General features: G+C 52.7%; 15 protein-coding genes. All 15 read left to right on the top strand.

Going from position 1 to position 22,633, the window contains the following annotated elements; genetic code table 11:
• Positions 1-134 precede the first annotated feature (134 nt).
• Positions 135-4,463 (top strand): endo-1,4-beta-xylanase, encoded by a 4,329-nt coding sequence (locus NST69_RS21895; RefSeq protein WP_342547109.1) that lies wholly within the window; start codon positions 135-137, stop codon positions 4,461-4,463.
• A gap of 938 nt (positions 4,464-5,401) precedes the next feature.
• Positions 5,402-6,262, top strand: a complete 861-nt coding sequence (locus tag NST69_RS21890) for an ABC transporter permease subunit (protein WP_235191831.1) — start codon at positions 5,402-5,404, stop codon at positions 6,260-6,262.
• Positions 6,263-6,280: 18 nt separating this feature from the next.
• Positions 6,281-7,159: a carbohydrate ABC transporter permease gene (locus tag NST69_RS21885; protein WP_036724075.1), complete on the top strand. Its 879-nt coding sequence runs from the start codon at positions 6,281-6,283 to the stop codon at positions 7,157-7,159.
• Between the two features lie 103 nt (positions 7,160-7,262).
• Entirely contained in the window at positions 7,263-8,969 is a 1,707-nt protein-coding gene (locus NST69_RS21880; protein ID WP_036724073.1) for an extracellular solute-binding protein, read from the top strand.
• 56 nt (positions 8,970-9,025) lie between these two features.
• The gene (locus tag NST69_RS21875; protein ID WP_342547108.1) at positions 9,026-10,738 is read left to right on the top strand and encodes a histidine kinase; all 1,713 of its coding nucleotides are present in this window, start codon (positions 9,026-9,028) and stop codon (positions 10,736-10,738) included.
• Positions 10,692-12,320, top strand: coding sequence for a response regulator (locus NST69_RS21870; protein WP_342547107.1), 1,629 nt, complete (start codon positions 10,692-10,694; stop codon positions 12,318-12,320). The genes NST69_RS21875 and NST69_RS21870 overlap by 47 nt, the downstream gene beginning before the upstream one ends.
• 179 nt (positions 12,321-12,499) lie before the next feature.
• Entirely contained in the window at positions 12,500-13,864 is a 1,365-nt protein-coding gene (locus NST69_RS21865) for an ABC transporter substrate-binding protein (protein ID WP_235191827.1), read from the top strand.
• A gap of 84 nt (positions 13,865-13,948) precedes the next feature.
• Positions 13,949-14,830 carry a sugar ABC transporter permease gene (locus tag NST69_RS21860; RefSeq protein ID WP_036699404.1) on the top strand — a complete coding sequence of 294 codons (882 nt, stop codon included), beginning with the start codon at positions 13,949-13,951 and terminating at the stop codon, positions 14,828-14,830.
• Positions 14,830-15,657: a carbohydrate ABC transporter permease gene (locus NST69_RS21855; protein WP_209877511.1), complete on the top strand. Its 828-nt coding sequence runs from the start codon at positions 14,830-14,832 to the stop codon at positions 15,655-15,657. The genes NST69_RS21860 and NST69_RS21855 overlap by 1 nt, the downstream gene beginning before the upstream one ends.
• A 108-nt stretch (positions 15,658-15,765) precedes the next feature.
• On the top strand, positions 15,766-16,755 hold the full coding sequence (locus NST69_RS21850) for a LacI family DNA-binding transcriptional regulator (RefSeq protein WP_036724067.1): 990 nt from the start codon (positions 15,766-15,768) through the stop codon (positions 16,753-16,755).
• 427 nt (positions 16,756-17,182) lie between these two features.
• Entirely contained in the window at positions 17,183-18,157 is a 975-nt protein-coding gene (locus NST69_RS21845; protein WP_342547106.1) for a LacI family DNA-binding transcriptional regulator, read from the top strand.
• A 46-nt stretch (positions 18,158-18,203) separates the two neighbouring features.
• Positions 18,204-19,136 (top strand): alpha/beta hydrolase, encoded by a 933-nt coding sequence (locus NST69_RS21840; RefSeq protein ID WP_342547105.1) that lies wholly within the window; start codon positions 18,204-18,206, stop codon positions 19,134-19,136.
• Positions 19,137-19,233: 97 nt separating this feature from the next.
• Entirely contained in the window at positions 19,234-20,190 is a 957-nt protein-coding gene (locus NST69_RS21835; protein ID WP_342547104.1) for a sugar kinase, read from the top strand.
• Between the two features lie 13 nt (positions 20,191-20,203).
• On the top strand, positions 20,204-21,670 hold the full coding sequence (gene gtfA / locus NST69_RS21830) for a sucrose phosphorylase (protein ID WP_340951007.1): 1,467 nt from the start codon (positions 20,204-20,206) through the stop codon (positions 21,668-21,670).
• A gap of 26 nt (positions 21,671-21,696) precedes the next feature.
• Positions 21,697-22,488 carry an alpha/beta hydrolase-fold protein gene (locus NST69_RS21825; protein ID WP_339310753.1) on the top strand — a complete coding sequence of 264 codons (792 nt, stop codon included), beginning with the start codon at positions 21,697-21,699 and terminating at the stop codon, positions 22,486-22,488.
• Positions 22,489-22,633 lie beyond the last annotated feature (145 nt).

Raw genomic sequence — 22,633 nt, 5'->3', positions numbered from 1 at the left:
AAAACCGCTAATTTCCCCAGCCCCGCTTATTATTTTGTTATCAATCCTATCAAATTGTTATTTGTAAACGATTTCCAATCGGCTATAATCCATTATGTAAACGCTCTATTATGATGAATCCAAGGAGGGTACAGATGCTCAAGCCTAAACGAATAATGAGCCTCACGCTGGCGCTGGTCGTCCTGGCAGCCTCGGTGCTGCCGATGCGCACACCGGCTTATGCGGCGGTTGAGGAAGGACCTACCGTTGTTCTCGCTTCGGACTATGAGGATGGCACCACACAGGGATGGACCAAGAAAGGCGACGAACAGCTTACGGTAACGAAGGAAGTCTATCATGGAGGCTCCTACAGTCTGTATGTGGATGGACGAACCAAGGATTGGGAGGGCCCCAATCACGTGCTGACTGATCATATGGCTCCGAATACAGCCTACACCGTGGGAGCGTGGGTGAAATCTCCGGCGCCGGTCAAATTCACGGTACATACCAAAATCGGCAAAGTCGAGGATTGGAAGCCTGTAGCAGAATTTAACGGAACGCAGTGGTCGGATGAATGGACTTATCTGGAAGGTACTTATATTACAGGCGATAAGGTAGGCTTCACGGAGATTTATGCAGAAGCCGCAGCAGGGACCGCATTCTACGTGGACGATATCAAGATCACTGCCGCTGCGGTTGACGTCCCGGAGGGGGAGGAAGGGCTGCGTACGGATTTTGAAGACGGAACGCTTCAGGGCTGGAAGAACCGGATTGGCCCGGAATCGTTGTCGGTGAGTCAGGATACGGCTAATACCGGAACTCACAGTATGCTGGTAGAGGGAAGGGAGCGCAGCTTCTACGGGCCAAGCCTGAGTGTGAAGGAGCATCTGCGGCCGGGCAAGAGCTACCAGTTCTCGCTGTATGTCCGCCTGAAGGAGAAGCCGGAGGCAGACAAAAGCCTGCAAATGACAGTGTATAAGAAGGCTGGCTCCGAGAGCTGGAATGCGATTGATAAGGTTAGCATTAAGGCTGATGAGTGGGATCAATGGCATCTGCTGAAGGGGAATTTCCAGTACAGCGACCAGCCGTCCGAGCTGAACCTGTTCGTGGAGACGCCTTATATTACAGAGGATACCGTCGATACCTTATCCTTCTATGTGGATGATGTAACCGCCCAGCCTGCTACAGAGCTGAGCATTGAACAGGATATTCCGTCGTTAAAAGACATCTACGCTGACGACTTCGCCATCGGAGCCGCAGCGTATTCCTGGCAGATGGAAGGGGTCTACGGAGAGCTGCTGAAAAAGCATTTCAACAGCATCACAGCCACCTATGAAATGAAGCCCAAATTCCTTGCTCCTTCCGAGGGCACTTATGTGTTCGACGGTGCGGATAAATATGTGAATTTTACCCAGGCAAACGGGATGGGACTTCGCGGACACGCACTGCTCTGGCACATCGATGCTGCGGAGTGGATGTTCACGGGTCCTGACGGCCAGCCGGCCAGCCGGGAGCTGCTGCTTGAGCGTCTGCAGAATTATATTGAGACCGTTATGCACCGCTATAAGGGCAAAATCTATGCCTGGGATGTAGTGAACGAAGCGATTGCCGACAATGGCGGCGGTCCGGACGGCATGAGAATCACGCCTTGGTATACCCTGATCGGCCCGGATTATATCGAGAAGGCGTTCGAATTCGCACGTGCGGCCGACCCGGAAGCGAAGCTCTATTACAATGACTATTACACCGAGGTTCCCGAAAAGCGTGAGCATATCTACAAGCTGCTGAAGACGCTCAAGGCGAAGAATCTGATTGACGGCGTGGGCCTCCAGTCTCACCATGGCCTGTACTCACCGTCCATTCCGGAGATCGAGAAGACCATTCAGCAGTTCTCCCAGCTGGGGCTGGATATTCAGATCACCGAGCTGGATGTCGATTCGGGCATTAGCCCGTCCTCCCCGCTGCCGGCGGATATCGCTGCACGGCAGGGCAAGCGCTATAATGATCTGTTTGAGCTATACAAGAAATACAAGGACACGATCTCCTCAGTCTCCATCTGGGGCGTGCAGGATGAGAAAAGCTACAATAACCATGCCATGTTATTCGATGAGCAGCTGAAGGCGAAGCCTGCTTTCTGGGGAGCGGCTGATCCCTCCAAGCTGCCGGACATCCATAATGTAGCTATAGCGCTTGAGGGTACGCCTCAGACAGGCGCAGCCGGGAAAGCCCTGTGGAGCAAAACAGCAGGGATTCCGCTGGAACAGGGCAGTACAGTAACTGCCAAGGTTCATACGCTGTGGGATACGAACAATCTGTATGTGAAGGCAGACGTTACCGATGCTAGTCGGAACGCGGAAGACAAGGTTGAGCTTTTCCTGGATGAGAACAATGGGAAGACTACGGCTTATCAGCCGGATGATCGCAAGATCAGCTTGCCGCGTTCGGGATCCGGGACAGCAGGGATCAGCTTCACCAGCACAGAACGTGAGGGCGGTTACACCATTGAAGCCCAAATCCCGCTCGTAACGCTCAAAGGCTCCTCAGGCAAGGAGCTTGGCTTCGATATCCGTGTCAGTGACGCCGGTGTTCCGGGTTCTGTTCCTGCCTACTGGAATGACAGAAGCAGCTCCCAGGATACGGATACCAGCCATTACGGGGTTCTCCGGCTCTCTACAATGCCTAATTCGGCGGAAGCGCCGAAGGGTCAAGTTCAGATTGACGGGCAGATGGATACGGAATGGGAGAAGGCGGAGCCTTTTCAGGTGAAAATATCTGCCGCGCCTTACAGCACCACCGCAGAAGCCAGATCAATGTGGTCGGAGGACAGCCTCTACCTGATCGTTGATGTGAAGGACGCCTTACTGAAGGCGGATGCCGCGAATCCATGGGACCAGGACTCCGTGGAAATCTTCATCGATGAGAATTTCAACAGAACCCCTTATTACGAGGGGGATGATGGTCAATACCGGATCAATATCAATAATGTGGCGTCCTTTGGCGGAGGCGCCTCGGACAGCAGATTGACCAGCGCGGTAGTCCATACGGACACCGGGTACCGCGTGGAAGCCAGGATTAATTTCGGCACGATCAAGGGGGCGGCGGGAAGCTCCATCGGGCTTGACCTGCAGATCAATGATGATCGGGGCGACGGCACCCGCAGTACGAGTAAGTGGAATGACAGGGGAGAGGATACCTGGCGGGATACCTCGAATTTCGGGATCTTGACCTTTGTGGCACCAGCAGAGGGACCGCAAGCGGGAACTGAAGGTACATCCTCGTCCCCATCGTCTGGCTCTGCTCCATCGTCCCAGGCACCTGCTCCAGCAGCGGTCTTCGCAGACGGTAAGCTGACTGTTCAAGCTTCCCCGGATAAGGCAGGAATCCTGCATGTGAATCTCATGCCTGAGGCCGTCCGCCAGGCGGTGCTTCAGTCGCTGGACAGCGGCATTCTGAAGATCGCCGTTAAACCTGCAGCAGGAGCCGAAATGCTACAGCTCGTGCTTCCGCTTCAGAGTCTGGCCGCACAGCCGAAGATTAAGGAGATTCAGATTGAGAGCGGCTTCGGGGCGGTTCTGAGCCTGAACACCCAGCTGCTGAAATTGCAGGATACACAGGCAGGAGATGTTCTACAGCTTCAAGTGAAGCGTGTGGCCCAGGACGGATGGCCGGCATCGGTGAAGGCCCGCTTGAATGGAGCGGCTGTACTGGACTTCTCGCTCACTATCCATGGAGCCAAGATTACAGCGGTTGACGCAGCTGCGCTTACCCTGTTGCTTCCTTATGAACTTAAGTCAGGCGAACGGGCGCACCAGCTTGCGGTATACCGGGTGCTGGAGAATGGCAAGCTTACAGTTGTGAAGGATCGTAAGTATGATCCGGCTTCAGGCTATGTCTCCTTCAAGGCCCAGGAGCTTGGACAATATGCAGCTGCCACGGTGAAGCTGCCGGATCATAAGGGCAGCAAATGGGCTGCCGAGAGTGTTGAAGCTCTGGCTGCAAAAGGAATACTTCCTCTGGGAGCAGAGGCTTCCTATGAGACCGGGGTATTGATGAACCGTGCGGAGTTTGCCCAGCTGCTGGTCGATGCTTTTGACCTTCAAGCTGCAACAGCCGCTCCAGGCTTCAAGGATGTCAGTACGGATTCCCCATATGCCGAGGCTATTAATATTGCAGGAGCCTTAGGTATTGTAAAAGGTAGAGCAGATGGGCTCTACAGTCCTATCGCTACACTCAGCCGTCAGGAAATGGCGGTCATGCTGAACCGGCTCGTCCAGCTAGAGCAAATCATGCTGAAGGGCGATTCTGCTGCTGTTCACAGCTTCAAGGATCTGAATCAGCTGAGCGCGGAAGCTGCGGGCGCAATAGAGAAGCTGCGGGCTGCCGGAGTCATCCAAGGCGCACAGAACGGCAACTTCCTGCCGAAGGCCCAGATGACCAAGGAGCAGGCTGCCGTGGTAGTATACCGGATAATCAGCCTCAATTAGTAGAGTAGTGTCCGCAAGTCTATAGCATTGATTCGAGCAGCGGTTCTCCCAGGTAAGGGGGGCCGCTGCTTTTTGTGATGGGAGTAACATGTCTGCAATGTCTGCATTGGGCGACTGTTTTATCTGCATTGCCCGCGTAGTCCGGCTTTCACGTCAGGAAATAGTTGGATTTTAGGCACTTGTTCGCGCGCGGAAGAGACCCGGCCAGACAATAGGTGGAAAAAAGGCACTTGTTACGCCGGGGTCGGAGCAAAAAGAAGAAATTCACAAAAATATATAGCATAAATCCACCTAATTTCCTCAAAAGCTCCAAACCGGCTAAATTAAGATACATTTGTCCAACTAATTCTGTAGTAGGCTGTGCAACCATCGTTTGGACGGCGGTACAACTGGAAGGTACTCGATGTTGCCGGGGTACCTCACAGTTGCCGAAGTTTCTCATTGCTGTTTGAAGTTGTTTGAACCTATTCTAAGCTACAATCCACGATGTCATGTCCGTAACGGATTGTCCTTTTGTAGTAACCTTGCCCCCGCTTAAACAGCGGAGAGGACGGAACGATTGTGGAAAAGCGGCAGCGGTCGCCTTGGTCTCCGGATTTTCACCGCTAAGGGAAATAAATAAAATCTGGAGACCACAGCGATTGTAACAACGGTCCGTTCGCGGAGCGTCCACCCAAGTGCTACCGTAATGCTACGTCCAAAACTGTTGTGGTTATCATTTTGTTATCAATGCTTTGTATTTATCATGTATCTGTCATGTCCGGCTAGGTATGATTAATTTATAAACAAAGTAAACGGATACACGTTGACCAGCAAAGGGGAGCAGAAGCATGAAAAACATGGTTACGCCAGCCAGCGTAAAAGGCGAGAAACTGGATGTCAATGCGGGGAGTCCCCGAAAAAAATCGAAATGGACCAAGAACCTTAGTCTCGATCTGATGGTTCTGCCGGCTTTGATCCTAACCGTGATCTTCGCCTATATTCCAATGACGGGCCTTGCGATTGCCTTCAAGAATTACAAGCCGGGCTTAGGCTTTAGCGCCTCCAAGTGGGTGGGGCTGGAGCATTTTGAATATCTGTTCAGTATTCCCGAGAACGTTCAGATCATCTGGAACACACTGATTATTGCCGGTCTGAAAATGATCGCCAACCTGATCGTTCCTTTCTTGTTCGCACTGCTGCTGAATGAGATCCGCAAGATGGCATTCAAAAAAATGGTACAAACCATTGTCTATATGCCCCACTTCCTGTCATGGGTGATCCTGGGCGGTATTCTCTCCGACCTGCTCGCCAGAGACGGCGGCCTGATCAACCAGGTGCTGGTCAGTGTATTCGGCATCCAGCCGATTTTCTTCCTGGGTGACGGGAACTGGTTCCGGTTTGTCGTTGTAGTGAGTGATGTCTGGAAAGAGTTCGGCTTCAACACTATCGTCTTCCTGGCCTCCCTGGCGGGAATTAACCCGGCACTCTATGAAGCGGCTGAGGTAGACGGAGCAGGACGCTGGCAGCAGACATGGTCGATTACGATGCCGGCCATGCTGCCGATTACCATCGTGGTAGGAACACTGGCGCTGGGTAACGTGCTTAACGGAGGCTTTGACCAGATCTTTAACCTGTATAACGCGCTTGTCTTCGATAAAGGGGACATCATCGATACATTTGTCTACAGACTAGGAATTGTTGACGGTAAGTTCAGCTTCTCCACAGCGGTCGGATTGTTCAAATCCGTTGTCAGCTTTGTCTTGATCGTAACAGCTTACCGCCTTTCGTATAAATTTGCTAACTACCGTATTTTCTAGAATGGAGGCTAATAGGGCATGTATCATAAAACAAAACCTTACCGCATTTTCACCGTGTTCAACTATATCCTGATGATCGCAGTTTCAATTATGTGTGTTGTCCCTCTGATTCACGTTCTTGCTGTATCGTTCAGCGGGAAATCGGCAGCCAATGCCAATCTGGTGGGTCTGTGGCCGGTAGATTTCACAGTGGACGCCTACACCAAGACCGTAGCCAATGAGAATTTCACCCGGTCCATCTGGGTGACGCTGCAGCGCACGGTGCTGGGAACGCTGTTCAGCATGGGGGTAGTCATTCTGGCTGCCTATGCGCTGTCCAAAGAGAACGCCCGGTTCAGACGCCGGAACATGTATATCTGGCTGCTGGTCTTCACCATGCTGTTCAGCGGCGGTCTGGTGCCAATGTACATTCTGATTCAGAAGCTGCACCTGATGAACTCCTTATGGGTGCTGATTCTGCCGGGAGCCGTCTCGGTCTGGAATATCATTCTGTTGCTTAACTTCTTCCGGGCCGTGCCCAAAGAAATGGAAGAAGCCGCCTTCATCGACGGCGCAGGTCATTTCAGAACACTGTTCAGTGTGTATCTCCCGGTATCCATGCCGGCTATTGCTACACTGTCGCTGTTCACGATTGTCGGTCACTGGAACTCCTGGTTCGACGGCCTGCTGTATATGACGGATCACCGCAACTATCCGCTGGCGACCTTCCTGCAGTCAGTCATTGTCCAGCAGGACTTCAGTAAGGTGACTGTACGGCCGGAGGATCTGGAGAATATCTCGCAAAGAACGGTCAAAGCCGCTCAGATCTTCATCGGGATGGCACCGATCCTCATCGTGTACCCATTCCTGCAGCGTTTCTTCGTGAAGGGAATTGTCCTCGGGGCGGTTAAGGAATAGCCGTCCTTCCTATTAAAGGGGGTGATGCACGCGCTGAAAGCTGAAAAAGATTGACTCATATAATTAATATGATTAAATTTTAATTAAAGGGGTGCAAGATTAAATGATAAAGAAAATGAAATTCTCTGCGGCGGCAGTGTTATCCACAGTCATGCTGGGCAGCTTGCTGGCCGGATGCGGCGGAAATGCTGACAACAAGAAGGCGGAAGGGGACAACAAGCCGGCGGCAAGCGAAGACGCTATGTATTCGGCTCCCTTTGAGAATGGCAAATATACAGAACCGGTAACCATCTCAACCGTATTTCCCATCGCAAGCAGCCTGAAATTCAAGAATGGCGAAAATATTGAAAATAACGTGCACACCAAATGGGCCAAGGATACGCTGGGTATTGATATCAAGTATCTCTGGACCGTAAGTGACCAGAACAACGCCTATGAAACCAAGCTGCGCCTGATGCTGACCTCAGGTGAAAAAATGCCGGACATCATCTCGTTCCGTGGAAGCCCTTCCCTGATCTCTGATCTGATTGACAGCGGCCAGTTCACCGATGCGGGCGAATTGTTCGACAAATATGCTTCCGATATCTACAAAAAAGCGATGGCCGAAGAGCCAACCGTATGGAATCCCTACATGAGAGACGGCAAGCGGATGGGGATCCCGATTCTGGAAAACGCTTATAATAATGACCCGGTTATGTATATCCGTGAGGATTGGCTGAAGAAGCTGAACCTTAAGGCTCCGACGAATCTGGCTGAGCTGGAAACCGTGCTCGATGCGTTCACGAACCAGGACCCTGACGGCAACGGCAAGAAGGATACAACGGGACTGGCTGTAGGCTTCAAAAACAATCTGAACACATGGATGTCGGAAGCCGGATGGGTCTTCGGGATGTTCGGCGCCATGCCTAATCAGTGGAACAAGACGGCGGACAACCAGCTCGCTTACGGCTCTGTTCAGCCGGAGATGAAGGAAGGCCTGGCAACGATGCAGAAATGGATGAAAGAAGGCTATATCTCCTCCGAATCCGGTCTGTATGATGAGAACAAAGCAACAGAAGCTTTTACAGCAGGCAAAGCCGGTATCATTGTCGGCCCTTACTGGATGACAGGCTGGCCGCTGCCGGATCTGCAGAAGAACGTTCCAGGTGCAGTGCATAAGGCTTATCCGCTTCCGGCAGGCCCGGATGGCAAGGTAGGCAGACATGGCACGAAGATCGCCTCCGGTGCTGTATTGATCAACAAGGATATGGAGCATAAAGACGCATTCTTCGTCTACCAGAACTATCTGTTTGATAACTGGGCCAACCCGGACAGCACAACCTTCGTGAACGGCTTCGCCAAAGGCTACGATTATGATATCGCTGAAGACGGAACCGTCCTGAAAGAGCAGGATACAGATAAGATTCCAGGCGGCTGGGTGGATGCGATCCGTTATACCCTTACTTACGATGGAGCCATTATTCCTAACCTGATGATGAATACACTGGCTAAGCTGGCCGGCGGCGCTGAGCCTGCTAACCAGTATGAGAAGAATCTGTCCGAGCGTATTCCTGAGCAGATCTTAGCAGCCAAAATCATCGTCGATCAGAAGGACAGTGTAATGCCTGAGATGTTCACAGGTACGCCTACTGAAACTCAGCTCTCCCGTGGAGATATGCTGGAGAAGCTGGAGAAGGAAATTCTGAACAAAATTATTTATGACAAAGCGCCGGTAGACGAATTCGATACCTTTGTAGAGAAATGGAAAACTACAGGCGGCGATAAAGTGACCACAGAGGTCAATGAATGGTATCAATCTCTATCGAAGTAAAGATACGGAGAATCAGGGCGGCCCCCAGGCCGTCCTTTCATTTGGAGGAGGGCAATGTGAAATATCGTCTGTCTATCTTTCAGTGGCTGTCGTTTGTTCTGATGCTGATGCTGCTGATCATCGTAGGTGCGTTTTGGCTCATCTACCGGCTGAACGTGAAGGACATTCAGAATGAGCTGAGAAAAAATAAAATGTACGAGGTTGAATTCATGACCTCCCAGCTATCCACGCAATTTGAACAGGTGCTGACAAATACCATTACTTTGTCACAGGACCAGTCTGTGCGTGGATATCCTTATATTCTGAAGTTCGGTGATCAATATTCCAAATATGAGATGAAGCTGACTATCATCGATAAGCTCGCCCTGAACACCGCCTCTACCTCCTGGAAGAATACGGTTATTCTGTACTATGAGGATGAGAAAGAGACGGTATCCTCTGATTCCTCCTTCTCCTTCAGCACCTTCAGCCCTCCGGAGCAGGCGCGGAACCGCTGGGTGCTGCACATGGATAAGGAAGGCAAGGGATATTACTCCAACATCATGCGCAGTCATATCAGCTCGCTGTTAATTGAAGTCAGGATTTCGCTGGATAATCTGGTGAAAATGATGGATCAGTATGTCTCCGGTATGCCGCTGCTGTACGATGCCTCTGAGCGGGCCTTTATTCAGCCGGGGGCAGCATTTCCGCAGGAGCTGTTAGAGTCGATCAGTCCTGGGATTAACGGGAACAGGGGAACCATCTCCGCTACAGAGAATCGTGCAGAGTATCTGATTAACTATATGAAGTCGGACATGCTGGATTTGTATTTCATAGACGCCTATCCCAAGCGCCAGTATATCGAACCGATTAACCGCAATAACCGGCTGTTCCTCTATGCGGTACTGGTGGTGCTGGTGGGTATTATGTTCTACACGCTGCTTCTTCGCCGTCAGGTGCAGAAGCCGGTGATTATGCTGCGCAAGGCGATCGACCGGTTCGACCGGGGCGACTTTTCCAGCCGTGCCGTCGATCTGCAGGTCAATGAGTTCAAGGTGCTGGGCAATTCCTTTAACCGGATGGCGGAGAATACCCAGACACTGATCGAGCAGGTTCTGCTGGGCGAGCTTGAAGTGAAGGAAGCGAAGCTGAAGCAGTATCAGGCGCAGATTAATCCGCATTTTCTCTATAACTGCCTGAATTTCATTCAGAGCAAAGCAAGCATCGAAGATTATCATGCGGTCACCGCGATGACGCTGCATCTGGCTTCCTACTGCCGGTACATTCATAAGATTGAACAGCTGGATTCTACGCTCCAGGATGAACTGGATTTCGTCGAGCATTATCTGCACATGGTCCATCTGCGCAAAAGAGAGATCACCTTCGAATTCGGTGTCACGGCGGAGGCAGGCAGATACCGGTTGCCAAGGATGATTCTGCAGCCGCTCGTGGAGAACTGCATTAAGCATGGCATTGAACCGGGCCTGAGGCCCGGCATCATCTCGGTTGCCGCCGAGGAAGATGATTCGTATCTTCTGATTACCGTGAAGGATAACGGAATCGGCATGACGGAGGAACGGCTCGGTGCGGTCCGCCGCCATATCGAGGATAATATTATCAGCAATGAACAGCTCGGAACGGGGCTAAGGAATGTGAATCAGCGGCTGCGATTGTATTTTGGCAAGGACTCCGGGTTATCCGTAGACTCCGTGCTGTCCGAAGGCACCTGTTACCGGATTCGGATTGAAAAGGAGGGAGAAGCTCATTCTGCAAATTCTGCTGGTAGATGATGAACAATATGTCGTAGATGATCTGGAGCTTGCTTTTCCATGGCAGGACTTCGGGATTGAAAAAGTATATAAAGCCTACTCCGGCGCCCAGGCCATACAGATGATCGGGCAATACCCGGTTGATATAGTCATTACGGATATCGCCATGCCCGGGATGAGCGGGCTGGAGCTGGTGAAGCAGGTGCGGAAGACCCACCGGAGAATCAAGTGTATTCTGCTAACCGGCTACGCCGAGTTCGAATATGCCAGGGAAGCCCTTCAGTATGGGGTGGCAGAGTATCTTGTTAAGCCGCTGGATCACCAGAAGCTGCGTGCTGCTCTGGAGAGCACGATTAAGACGATTAAGAAGGAAATCGACCGGACGGCATCTTATGAGCAGGCGATGCTGGCCTTCCGGGAGCATCTCCCGGCGCTGAAGGATAAGCTGCTGGCCGAGCTGATTCAGGGCAAATCCTATCCGCAGGAACGGCTGAAGGACAAGCTTAGCGGATATCAGATTGATTTTCAGCTGAACGACCGGGTCTTCCTGATTCTGATCCGTCTGGAGGAGCATTTCACGAACTTCGGGCCGGACAGCCAATTGCTCTTTGAATACGCGGTGACGAACATTGCCTGCGAGCTGCTGGGCCCGGGCTTCGAGCTGTGGCATGGCCGGGATGCTTACGAGAACCTGGTGTTTATTGTGAAGAGCAGTGAAGCGGGGGCGGTTGACCCGGACAAGATTCTCAAGCAGCTAACCCATAATACCCATCAGCTGCACAGCAGTGTGAATGAATATCTGAATGGCGGAATCTCGGTTATTCTGTCCTACCCGGGGGAATTCCCGCTGGATATCCGCGCCATGTATGAGGATTCCCAGTCGGCGTTAAGACAGCAAGTGGGCAATGACCAGGGCTATTTCATCTCCTTGACGGACAAGCAGAAGAGCTCGCCGGTCCAGCCGCTCAAGGACTTATATGCTTCCCCGACACTGATGCATCTGCTGGAGACCGGCCAGTGGCAGGGGTATAAGGAACGGCTGCAGCAGTTGAGAGAATTCAGCAACAACCTGCCGTCGTATAACGAAGAATATATTGAGGAGATCCGTACTATGATTCTCGGCTCCTTTCACTATATTGCCCATAAGAATCATAGCCTGCTCTCCGATCTGGTCGGGCGGGAGCTGCTGGATAAGACCCTCTTCCGTTCCGTGTCCCAACTGGTCAGCTGGGGTGAGGCGCTGGTGGATACCCTGCAGGGCAAGCTCGAACGGGATACACAGAATAACCGGATGGGCATCGTCAAGGAGATGCAGAGCTGTATCGCGTCTAATCTGGCAGAGGCCAGCCAGCAATTCGTTGCGGACGCGGTCTCGCTTCATCCGGCATATGTCTCCAGACTGTTCAAGCAGGTCAGCGGGATCAGCATCAGCGAGTATATCCTGAATAGGAAGATGGAGCAGGCCGTAGCCAGCCTCCGCAACTCCGACCTGAAGATCTATGAGATCTCTGAGCAGCTAGGCTACGCAAATAGCCAATATTTCATCAAAGTGTTCAAGGAGCAATTCGGCATGACTCCGCAGGATTACCGGGGGAAGTTGTAGGGGGATGCGTGGTCTTGTCCCGTAATATTACAGGCTTCGGCTCATTTGGGCTGGGGCCTTTTTTTAGCTAAAATTTAAATATGATAACCGATTGACATAAATATGTTAACCGGTTATCATAAAATTGCATCCGAAATGTATGCGCATTCAAAAAAATCATAAGTATGGGGGGATTTCAGTTGAAATTGAGAAAAGCTGCAAGCTTCGCTATCGCTCTGACGGTGGTCACCGGATTACTCGCAGGCTGTTCCAAGGGGAATTCAACGAACAGTGCTGTCAAGGAAGACAAGGGGAATGGGGGAACACAAACAGAGCAAGCCTCCAAGGACGTTAAGCTAACTTTCTTCAATACTTCTGCAGAAGTCAATACTGTATTCGAGGAGCTGTTCAAGAAGTATCATGAGCAGAATCCGCAGGTGACGATTGAACTGATTCCTACGCCGATCGGCGGCGCGCAGCTTGAGAAGTTCCAATCCCTGCTGGCCTCCGGCAATCCGGCGACCATCGTGAATCTGGATGCAGGCACCATACTTCAATATAAGGATGATTTTCTGGATTTAGAGCCGGAGAAGGCGAAGTATGAAGCGCTGACCAATCCGGGAGCTATCGACGGCGCGTTGCTGGACGGACAATTCCTGGGTATTCCCTGGACTGCCCAAGGCTACGGTCTGCTGTACAACAAGCGTGCAGTAGAAGAGGGTATCGGCGGTGCCTTTGATCCAGCATCGGTGAAGACCCGTGATGATCTGGAAGCGGTCTTCAAGAAGATTGAAGCGGCTGGCAAAGCACCCGTCATGCTTCACGGGGCAGACTGGTCGCTCGGCGCCCACTATCTGGGATTGACCTATTCCCTGCAGTCGCAGAAGGTGGAGGACAACCGGAAGTTCGTGGAGGAGCTGAAGAACGGGCAGGTTCAGCTGACGGAGAATCCGCAGTTCACCGGACTGATGGATACCTTCGATCTGCTGAAAAAATACAACGCACGTAAGAGCGACCCGCTCGTTGCCGATTATAACCGTGACAGCGCGGATTTCGCCAAGGGAGCTGCCGCCTTCTACTTCATGGGAGACTGGAGCTGGGCGGTTATCGGAACACTGGAAGGCCGCGATGCCGACTTCGGTATTCTGCCGCTGCCTGTGAGCAATAACCCGGAGGATTTCGGCAACGCGCAAGTCGCCTACAGCGAGCCTAAGCTGTTTGCCATTGATGATTCGAAGTCTACGCCGGAGCAGCAGGAAGCCGCCAAAGCGTTCATCGAATGGATGGTCAGCAGTGAGGACGGACAAAAGGCCATTATTACCGATATGGGGCTGTCCATGCCGTACAAGGATCTTAAGGCGAAGAGCACGAACGTTATGTCTAACGCCGTCAGCGAATACGTGAAGCAAGGGAAGATTATCAACATCGGTGTCATCAATTACCTGCCGCAGGATTACTGGGCCAAGACCGGAGCTGCGATGCAGAAGTATCTGGTAGGCAATATCGACCGCCAGGGGCTGGCGCAGGAGGTTCAGGATTACTGGAAATCGTATGCAGGGAAATAGAGAATTTCTTCGTTTGTGCTAAAAGAACAGGCTGAACCGGGATATTCTCCAGTTCAGCCTGTTAAGAGGAAAGGGGGCAGCACTATGAACAAAAAGCTATCACTGAAGAATGCGGGGACGTTTCTGGTCTTCGGAGGTCCCTCTATCTTCGCTTTTGCCGCCGTTGTGATCATACCGTTCATCGTCGGCTTATATTTGACCTTCACGAACTGGGATGTCCGGACAGGCGACAGCAGCCTGATCGGCTTCACGAATTATCTGGAGGTGTTCAGGGATAAGGTGTTCCTTCAGCAGCTGTGGTTCACCCTGAAGTATGTCTTCTTCACTGTGGTGATTGCCAATGTGTTCGCTTTCTTCATCGCACTCGCCCTGACGAGAGGCGGGAGAGGGGAACAATGGCTGCGGACAGGGTTCTTCACACCCAATCTGGTCGGCGGGATCGTACTCGGCTACCTGTGGCAGACGCTTTTCTCACAGGTGCTGCCTTACCTTGGCGCTAAATACGGCTGGGAGCTGTTTCAGACCTCATGGCTGACGAATACGGGGACGGCATTCTGGGCGCTGATCATTGCGACCGCCTGGCAGCTGGTCGGGTATCTGATGATCATTTATATCGCGGGCTTCACAGGCGTTCCGAATGATGTACTGGAGGCGGCGAGCATTGACGGAGCGGGGCGGACTTCAGTGATCCGTAGAATCATCCTGCCGCTGACGGTTCCTGCGATCGTCATCTGTATTTTCATCTCCCTGTCCCGATCCTTCTTAACGTATGACATCAACCTAGCGTTAACCAAGGGCGGACCGTTCAATTCAACGGAGCTGGCCACCTACCATATCGTGCAAAAAGCCTTCCTGTCCAATCAATACGGTGTCGGCCAGGCAGAGGCAGTCGTTCTGTTCGCTGTCGTCGCGATTATCGCCCTGACGCAATCCTATCTGCTGAAGAAGCTGGAGGTGGAATCTTAATGAATGCTAACCGGCGTATCCTCCCGGGCCTGCGGACAGGATTCCTGTACCTGCTGCTGTTGGCCTTTTTAACACCGTTCCTGCTGATTATTATGAACTCCTTCAAGACCACCCAGCAATTCTTCGAGAGCCCGCTGTCGCTGCCGACAACGATTAATTTCAAGAACTATGCCAGCGCTTTTGACAATATGGACTTTATGCAGGGGTTCATGAACTCGCTGATCATTACGGGGATTTCCGTTACTATCATTATTATTTTCTCGGCGATGACCGGGTACTTATTCGTCCGTTACAAATGGAAGGTGAATTCCATCCTCTTCTTCCTCATGCTGGCCTCCATGGCTCTGCCCTTCCAGGTGCTGATGATTCCAATGGTCATGCTGTACGGAAATATGGGGCTGCTGAATACCAAGCTAACGCTTTTGTTCATGTATCTCGGCTTCGGAGTGCCGTTTGGCGTCTTCACGTTCCACGGCTTTATCAAAGGGATTCCTTATGAGCTGGAAGAATCGGCGTTTATCGAAGGGAGCAGTACGCTGCGGACGTTTTTCAGTATTGTGCTGCCCTTGCTGAAGCCGGTGTTCGTCACCCTGCTGGTACTCGATGTGCTCTGGATCTGGAATGACTATCTTCTGCCCAGCCTGGTGCTGCTGTCACCGGATCAGAAGACACTGCCGCTGTCCACGTATACCTTCTTCTCCTCCTATTCTGTGGACTATGCGCCGCTGATGGCCGGGCTGATTATGACGATCATTCCCGTGCTGATCATCTACCTGTTCCTGCAAAAACAGATCATCAAAGGGATCACAGAAGGGGCGCTGAAGTAAGGGGGAGCGGGGAAGTCCCAATGTACACCGCAGTGACGATTACGCTTCAATAGCTGAAATCCATGCGAAATTCATCTATAATTGGAACTAAAAAGCAAGGTGGTTTCTATGGCGAATCTGAAGGATGTTGCGAAGCAGGCAGGACTTTCTGTGAATACAGTGTCCAGAGTCCTTAACAATAGAGGGTATATCAGTGACAAGACGAAGGAGAAGGTCTACCGGGTGATGAAGGAAATGAACTATCAGCCGAATGAAATGGCCCGGGCCCTGTTCCGCAAAAAATCCAATATGATCGGGCTGATCATCCCGGCGATTTCCCATCCTTTTTTTGCCGAGCTGACCGCCTATCTCGAATATTACGCAGACCTTAAGGGCTACAAGCTGCTGCTCTGCAATTCCAACCGCAACGTCTCCAAGGAAGTGGATTATATCGAGATGCTCAAAAAAAATCAGGTTGACGCCATCATCATGGGCAGTGCCGTGCTGGATGTGCAGCATTATCTTCACCTGGACCTGCCAATCGTCTCCTTCGACCGTGTAATCTCGGAGGATATCCCCGTGGTCACCTCGGATAATCTGGAGGGCGGCCGGCTGGCTGCCCGGTTATTAACCGGCCAGGGCTGCCGGCACACGGTCTATATCCAGCGGGGGATCGACGGTCCCCAGCATCACTTCATGCTGGCCGGCCTGAGAAGGCAGGGGTACGAAGAAGAGCTGAAGCGCGCCGGGCTTGCGCCGCTGTACTTGCAGCTCGAGGTCAATGAGGGGAGCTATACCGGAGGGGACACCGCCATTGCCGCCTACCTCCAGGAGCATCCTGAGATCGACGGCGTATTTGCCAGCAGTGATGTGATTGCCGCCGAGGTCATTCATGCCTGCAACCTGCTCGGCAAGGAGATTCCTTCAGCCATGCGCATTGTGGGCTATGATGATGTGCAGCTCGCCTCCATGATCTCACCGCGTCTAAGCACTGTCCGGCAGCCGATTCAGGAGATGAGCGAAGCCATTATGGAGCTGGCGGTCCGGCAGATCGAGGGCCAGGCGGTGGCGATGGTGAACACGTTCCCGGTAACGGCTGTGGAGCGCGGCACGACCTGATACTCAGGACTGGCAGCTTCCCTGCCAGTGTCTGCCTTAGTAGAGCGTCAGGTTTAAATTTATGGATTGGATCATTAAGAGGAAACCACCTAACTTATTAGGTTCAGTTTTTCGCATAATCAGAGATAAGTGTATTCGGTGCAACTAAAAAAAGTGAAAAGGAAGGTATTCCTTCCCTAACTGTATTTCATACAACTAAATTTGCTGGAATGGGCGAAAATCCAGGTATAGAGGTATCTTAATTGCACGAAATACAGCTAAACTGAGATTCGCCAGTATATCCGGCGATTTAGCTGTACAGATTGCAATTAAACCATTCTTACAGTTTTGAAGCTGCTGCTGCCCTATTATATCAACCGGTTAACATAGAACCTTGCCTTGTTCTGCTGAACAGAGGAAGAAGGCTGACCCGGGTCAGGAGGTACGGATGGCTGTAACCATCAAAGATGTTGCCGAGAAGGTCGGCGTCTCCGTCACTACCGTCTCCCGTGTGCTGAATAACCGGGGATACCTCAGTGAGAGTCTGAAGCAAAAGGTGAACGATGCCATGGAGGAGCTGAATTACCATCCGAGTGAGGTGGCACGCTCCTTGCTGCGCAAGAAGTCCAATATTATCGGCCTGATTCTGCCGGATATCTCCCATCCGTTCTTCGGAGAGGTAACCAAGCATATTGAGGCCTATGCCTATGAACAAGGCTATAAGCTTATGCTGTGCAATTCCCTGCATCATAAGAAAAAAGAGAAAGAATACATCGATCTGCTGCGGGCCAGCCGGGTTGACGGCATTATCATGGGCAGCCATACGATGAGCGTGAACGATTACAAGTCAATCAGCCTGCCGCTGGTGTCGCTGGACCGGCAGATCTCTAAGTCGATTCCGTTCATTGCCTCGGATAACTATCAGGGGGGAGTGCTGGCCACCAGGCTGCTGCTGCGCAAAAAATGCCGGAGTATCGCCTATCTCAGCGGGAATCTGCGCCTCAATCTGCTGGCCAAGCAAAGGCATGACGCCTTCCTGGAGCAGGTCAAGAGGCAAGATGTGGAATATACCGTCCGGCAAACTGATCTGAACGGATTTAAGTATAAGGATTACGAGAAGCTGGTCAGCAGTCTTTTTGAGGAACGCCCTGAGCTGGACGGCGTATTCGCGAGCAGCGATATGCTGGCGCTACAGGTGCTGAAGCAGTGCAGAAGGCTGGGCAGAGCCGTGCCCGGTCAAGTCAAGGTCGTAGGCTATGACGGAATTGCTGCCTTGGAGGCGGAGGATCTGACTACTATCGTCCAGCCGATCAAGAAGATGGGCGAGCTGGCTGTTCAATATCTGCTTCAGCAGATTGCCGGCGAGCCGGTTCCGCTGGAGACGATTCTTCCCGTCCGGTTATCGGAGAAGGGGACCACTTGAAGCACGCAGGATTCATTCACATTCGAACGATATGGAGGAAATATATATGGATTTCATTTACCGCGTAGCCCCGGATTTACGGGAAGGGATCGCTGGCCTGCCGCCGCTGTATTTGCCGGAGGATCTGGCCGCAGCCCGGAATATGGTTCCGCCGCCTACTGAACCGTCGGACTGCGTCCGCATTACGGAACGGGTTCTGATTGCCGGCTCCGGGCCGGTTCGGATCAGAATTTATGAACCGGCTCAGCGAAGTGAACATAAGCTGCCTGCCCTGCTCTGGACCCATGGCGGCGGCTATATTCTGGGCCAGCCGAGCGGTGACGATGCGTTATGCGAGAGCTTCGTCCTCGCGGCCAACTGTGTAGTCGTGTCGCCCGATTACCGCCTTGCCCCGGAGCATCCGTACCCGGCAGCCATTGAGGACTCTTATGCAGCACTTGTGTGGCTGGCCGATATCAATAATGGGCTGAGCATCGATTTGGCCCGGATTGCCGTGGGCGGAGCGAGTGCAGGCGGCGGTCTGGCAGCGGCTCTGGCCCTGATGGCGAGAGACAAGGGCGGTCCTGCCCTCTGCTTCCAGCTTCCGCTGTATCCGATGCTGGATGACCGCAACATTACACCTTCGAGTTATGAGTTCACGCACCCTGCGGTGTGGAACCGGGCTAATAATCTGGTGGCATGGGAGATGTACCTGGGCGGTCCTGCCGGGGGCGCAGACACCTCCCCGTATGCGGCACCCGGCCGTGCGGATCAACTGGCGGGACTTCCGCCCGCCTATATCTGCGTCGGTCAGCTCGACCAGTTCCGAGATGAGACGATTGATTACGTGGCACGGCTGGCACAGGCCGGTGTAGAAGTGGAATTTCATCTCTACCCGGGGGGCTATCATGGCTTCGAGCATGTTGTCCCTGCAGCCGAAGTCAGCCGCAGAGCCAGAGAGGGATACATCCATGCCCTGGCAAGAGCCTTGAACTCTTAAATTGTAAAAAGAGGACGGGTTTTTGAAAGTATTGTGTACACAGAGACCATAGAATGGATATGACACAAGGATACTGGAGTACCAAGGGGGAGTGCGGGTGTTTAAACTCGGAGAGACAATACCATTTGAAGATAAGGCGAACGATGTGTTAACAGTGGGCGAGCTGCTCGTGGATATGATCTCCAATGAATACGGCGAGGATACGGTAGGTGATGGATATACCCGTTATTTTGGCGGATCGCCTTCAAATATTGCCATTAATGCGGGGAAGCTGGGCATCCGGTCGCATGTGGCTTCGGCGGTGGGCAGGGATAGCCTGGGCAACTATCTGATCAACCGGCTGCAGAGCGCCGGAATGGCGACAAGCGGCATCCAGCAGGTCGATGATTCTACCAGTATGGTGGTGATTACCAAGAGTCAGTCTACGCCGGTTCCGATCTTTTACCGTGCGGCGGATTACCGGCTGGAGTACAATGAGGCGCTGGAGCAAGCCTTGATTCATTCCAGAATTGTCCACTTCTCCTGCTGGCCGATCTCCAGGACCCCATCCCGTAGGGCGGTGGAGCGGGTGATCCAGACGGCGCGGAAGCATAAGGTGCTGATCGGCTTCGATCCCAACTATCATCCCTCGATCTGGCAGAAGGGAGAGGACGGGGTAGCCTATGTCAAAAGCATCATCCCGAAGGTGGATATCATCAAGCCTTCCGAGGATGACGCTGAGCGTCTGTTCGGTCCCGGCACGCCGGAGGAGCAGATCGCCAGATTCCTTGCGCTTGGTGCGAAGCTGGTCATTCTGACGCTGGGCAAGGACGGGGCACTCGTCTCCACCGGCAGCGAAACGATGTCCTTTGCGACCAAGGCGACGCAGATTGAAGATACGACGGGAGCAGGAGATGCCTTCTGGTCCGGATTCTATACAGCTATTATCAAAGGATATACGCTCACAGAAGCGCTGGAGCTTGGATCTGCTGTCAGCGCGTACAAACTGAAATTCACCGGTGCGGTAGTCGATCTGCCTGCGCTTGCGGTCATTAAGCAACAATTCAACCTGTAGGAGGCTTCTTAAGATGACACTGAAGAATCAAGTACAGTTAATTACCTATCCCGATTCCCTGGGCGGAGACCTGAAGCAGCTCCATCAGGTGCTGCGCGGTCCCTTCGCCGGGCTGTTTGCCGGGGGGATTCACATCCTTCCGCCCTTTCCTTCTTCGGGGGACCGCGGCTTTGCGCCGCTGACGTATCTGGAGATCGAGCCGGAATTCGGCAGCTGGGAGGACATCCGCAGCATCGGGGAAGAATTCGATGTGCTGGTGGATCTGATGGTCAATCATATCTCCAGGCAATCGCCGTATTTCCAGGACTTCCTGGAGCATGGCCGGGCTTCGGAATATGCGGATCTGTTCATCACCCTGGACAAGATCTGGGAGAATGGCGAGCCTGCGCGTGCGGATATCGAGAAGATGTTCCTGCGGCGGCCGCTGCCTTATTCTACGTTCACTACCTCCGGAGGGGTGGAAGAGAAGGTCTGGACCACTTTTGGCAAAACCGATCCTTCCGAGCAGATTGATCTGGATATCCATTCTCCGCTCACCCGCGACCTGCTGCGGCAGTTCTTCCTGAACTTCAAAGAGCAGAATGTCAAGATTGTCAGGTTGGATGCGGTCGGGTACGTGATCAAGAAGCTGGGCACCAGTTGTTTCTATGTGGAGCCGGAGATCTATGAATTCCTGGACTGGATTAAGGAGATGGCGGATTCGCTGGACATAGAGCTGCTGCCGGAGGTACATGCGCATCACAGTATCCAGACTAAGCTATCGGAATACGGCTGCTGGATCTATGATTTCATTCTGCCTTACCGCGTGCTTGAGGCGCTTACCGGCAGATCCAATACGGCGCTGTACGACTATCTGCGGACCCGTTCGCCTAAGCAGTTCACGATGCTGGACTGTCATGACGGTGTTCCGGTGAAGCCCGACCTGGATGATCTGATCGATACCAAGGAAGCCCGGGAGCTGGTGGATCTCTGCGTGGAGCGCGGAGCGAACCTGAGCCTGATTCTGTCCGAGGAGCATAAGGCCCCGGATGGCTTCGATGTCCATCAGATCCGCTGCACCTATTACAGCGCACTGAATGAGGATGACGATGCGTACCTGGCAGCAAGGGCGATTCAATTCTTCGTACCGGGTATTCCGCAGGTCTATTATGTAGGCTTGCTGGCTGGCCGCAATGATCTGGAGCAGGTCGCCCTGACGGGGGAAGGCCGGGAGATTAACCGCCATAACTATACGCTGGAGGAGATTGCAGCGGAGAGTGAGCGGGAGGTCGTGCAGCGGCTGATGAAGCTAATCCGCTTCCGCAATGAGTATAGCGCCTTCCATGGAACCTTCCGGGTGCTAGAGGCAGAGGCGGATGAAATCAGGCTGATGTGGGAGCAGGGAACAGCATATTGCCGGCTGCATATTAACCTGCAGAATTATAAGACTGTTATCGAATATATAGATCAGCAGGGACAAGAAGCGGTATACTGGGTCTGATTCTAATTCGTTAAGGGGGAATGATGATGGCTACAATGCAAATCAGCCTGTTCTCGGCAAGTCTGAAGCGGGAGGTCACGATCCAGGCCATATTGCCGGTGGATCTGCCGGAGGGCTGGGGATTGCCTGCCTGGTCGGGCCAGCCCTTGAGATCGCTCTATTTGCTGCACGGCTTCTCCGGCAGCCAGAACGACTGGCTGAACTTCTCCAGGATCAGGGAGCTGGCAGACAGGCACCAGGTGGCAGTATTCATGCCGGCCGGGGAGAACCGCTTCTATGTCAATGATGAGCTAAGAGAAGAATACTACGGTGAGTATATCGGCAGAGAGCTGGTAGACTTCACCCGCAAGCTGTTCCCGCTATCAGCAGCCAGAGAGGATACCTGGATCGGCGGCTTATCCATGGGCGGCTACGGGGCAATCCGCAACGGCCTGAAATACGCGGAGCGCTTCGGCCGGATCATCGCCTTATCCTCGGCCTTAATTCCGTATAGAGTTGCCAATATTTCCCCAGACTATAAAGACGGAATTGCCAGTTATTCCTACTATGCCAGCGTCTTCGGCGATCTGAGTAGGCTGCTTGGCAGCGACAAAGACCCTGAGCAGCTGGTGCGTGATGTGAAGGCGCAGGGACTTGCCCTGCCGGAGCTGTATATGGCATGCGGAACCGAGGATATGCTGCTGGATGTGAACCGCCGGTTCCATCAGTTCCTGGAAGGCGAGCAGGCCGCCCATTACTATGAAGAAGGCCCTGGCGACCATAACTGGGCGTACTGGGATAAGCATATTGAAGCTGCGCTGGACTGGGCGGCTAACTAACTTTATTGATTAACTTTATAAAAACAGACAGGGAAAAGTGGCGGAGGGGAATTTTGGAACTGTAGGAGCGGTAGCGTCCGCCTTTGTATACGGATTTCCACCTCGATCAGAGGTAATAATTAAGAAATCTGTATACAACAGCGGC

The sequence above is a fragment of the Paenibacillus sp. FSL P2-0089 genome (assembly GCF_038595095.1).
Lineage (GTDB): Bacteria > Bacillota > Bacilli > Paenibacillales > Paenibacillaceae > Paenibacillus_AQ > Paenibacillus_AQ silagei.
The sequence above is the reverse complement of the archived record's forward strand: the minus strand, read 5'-3'. Positions and strand labels throughout refer to the sequence as shown.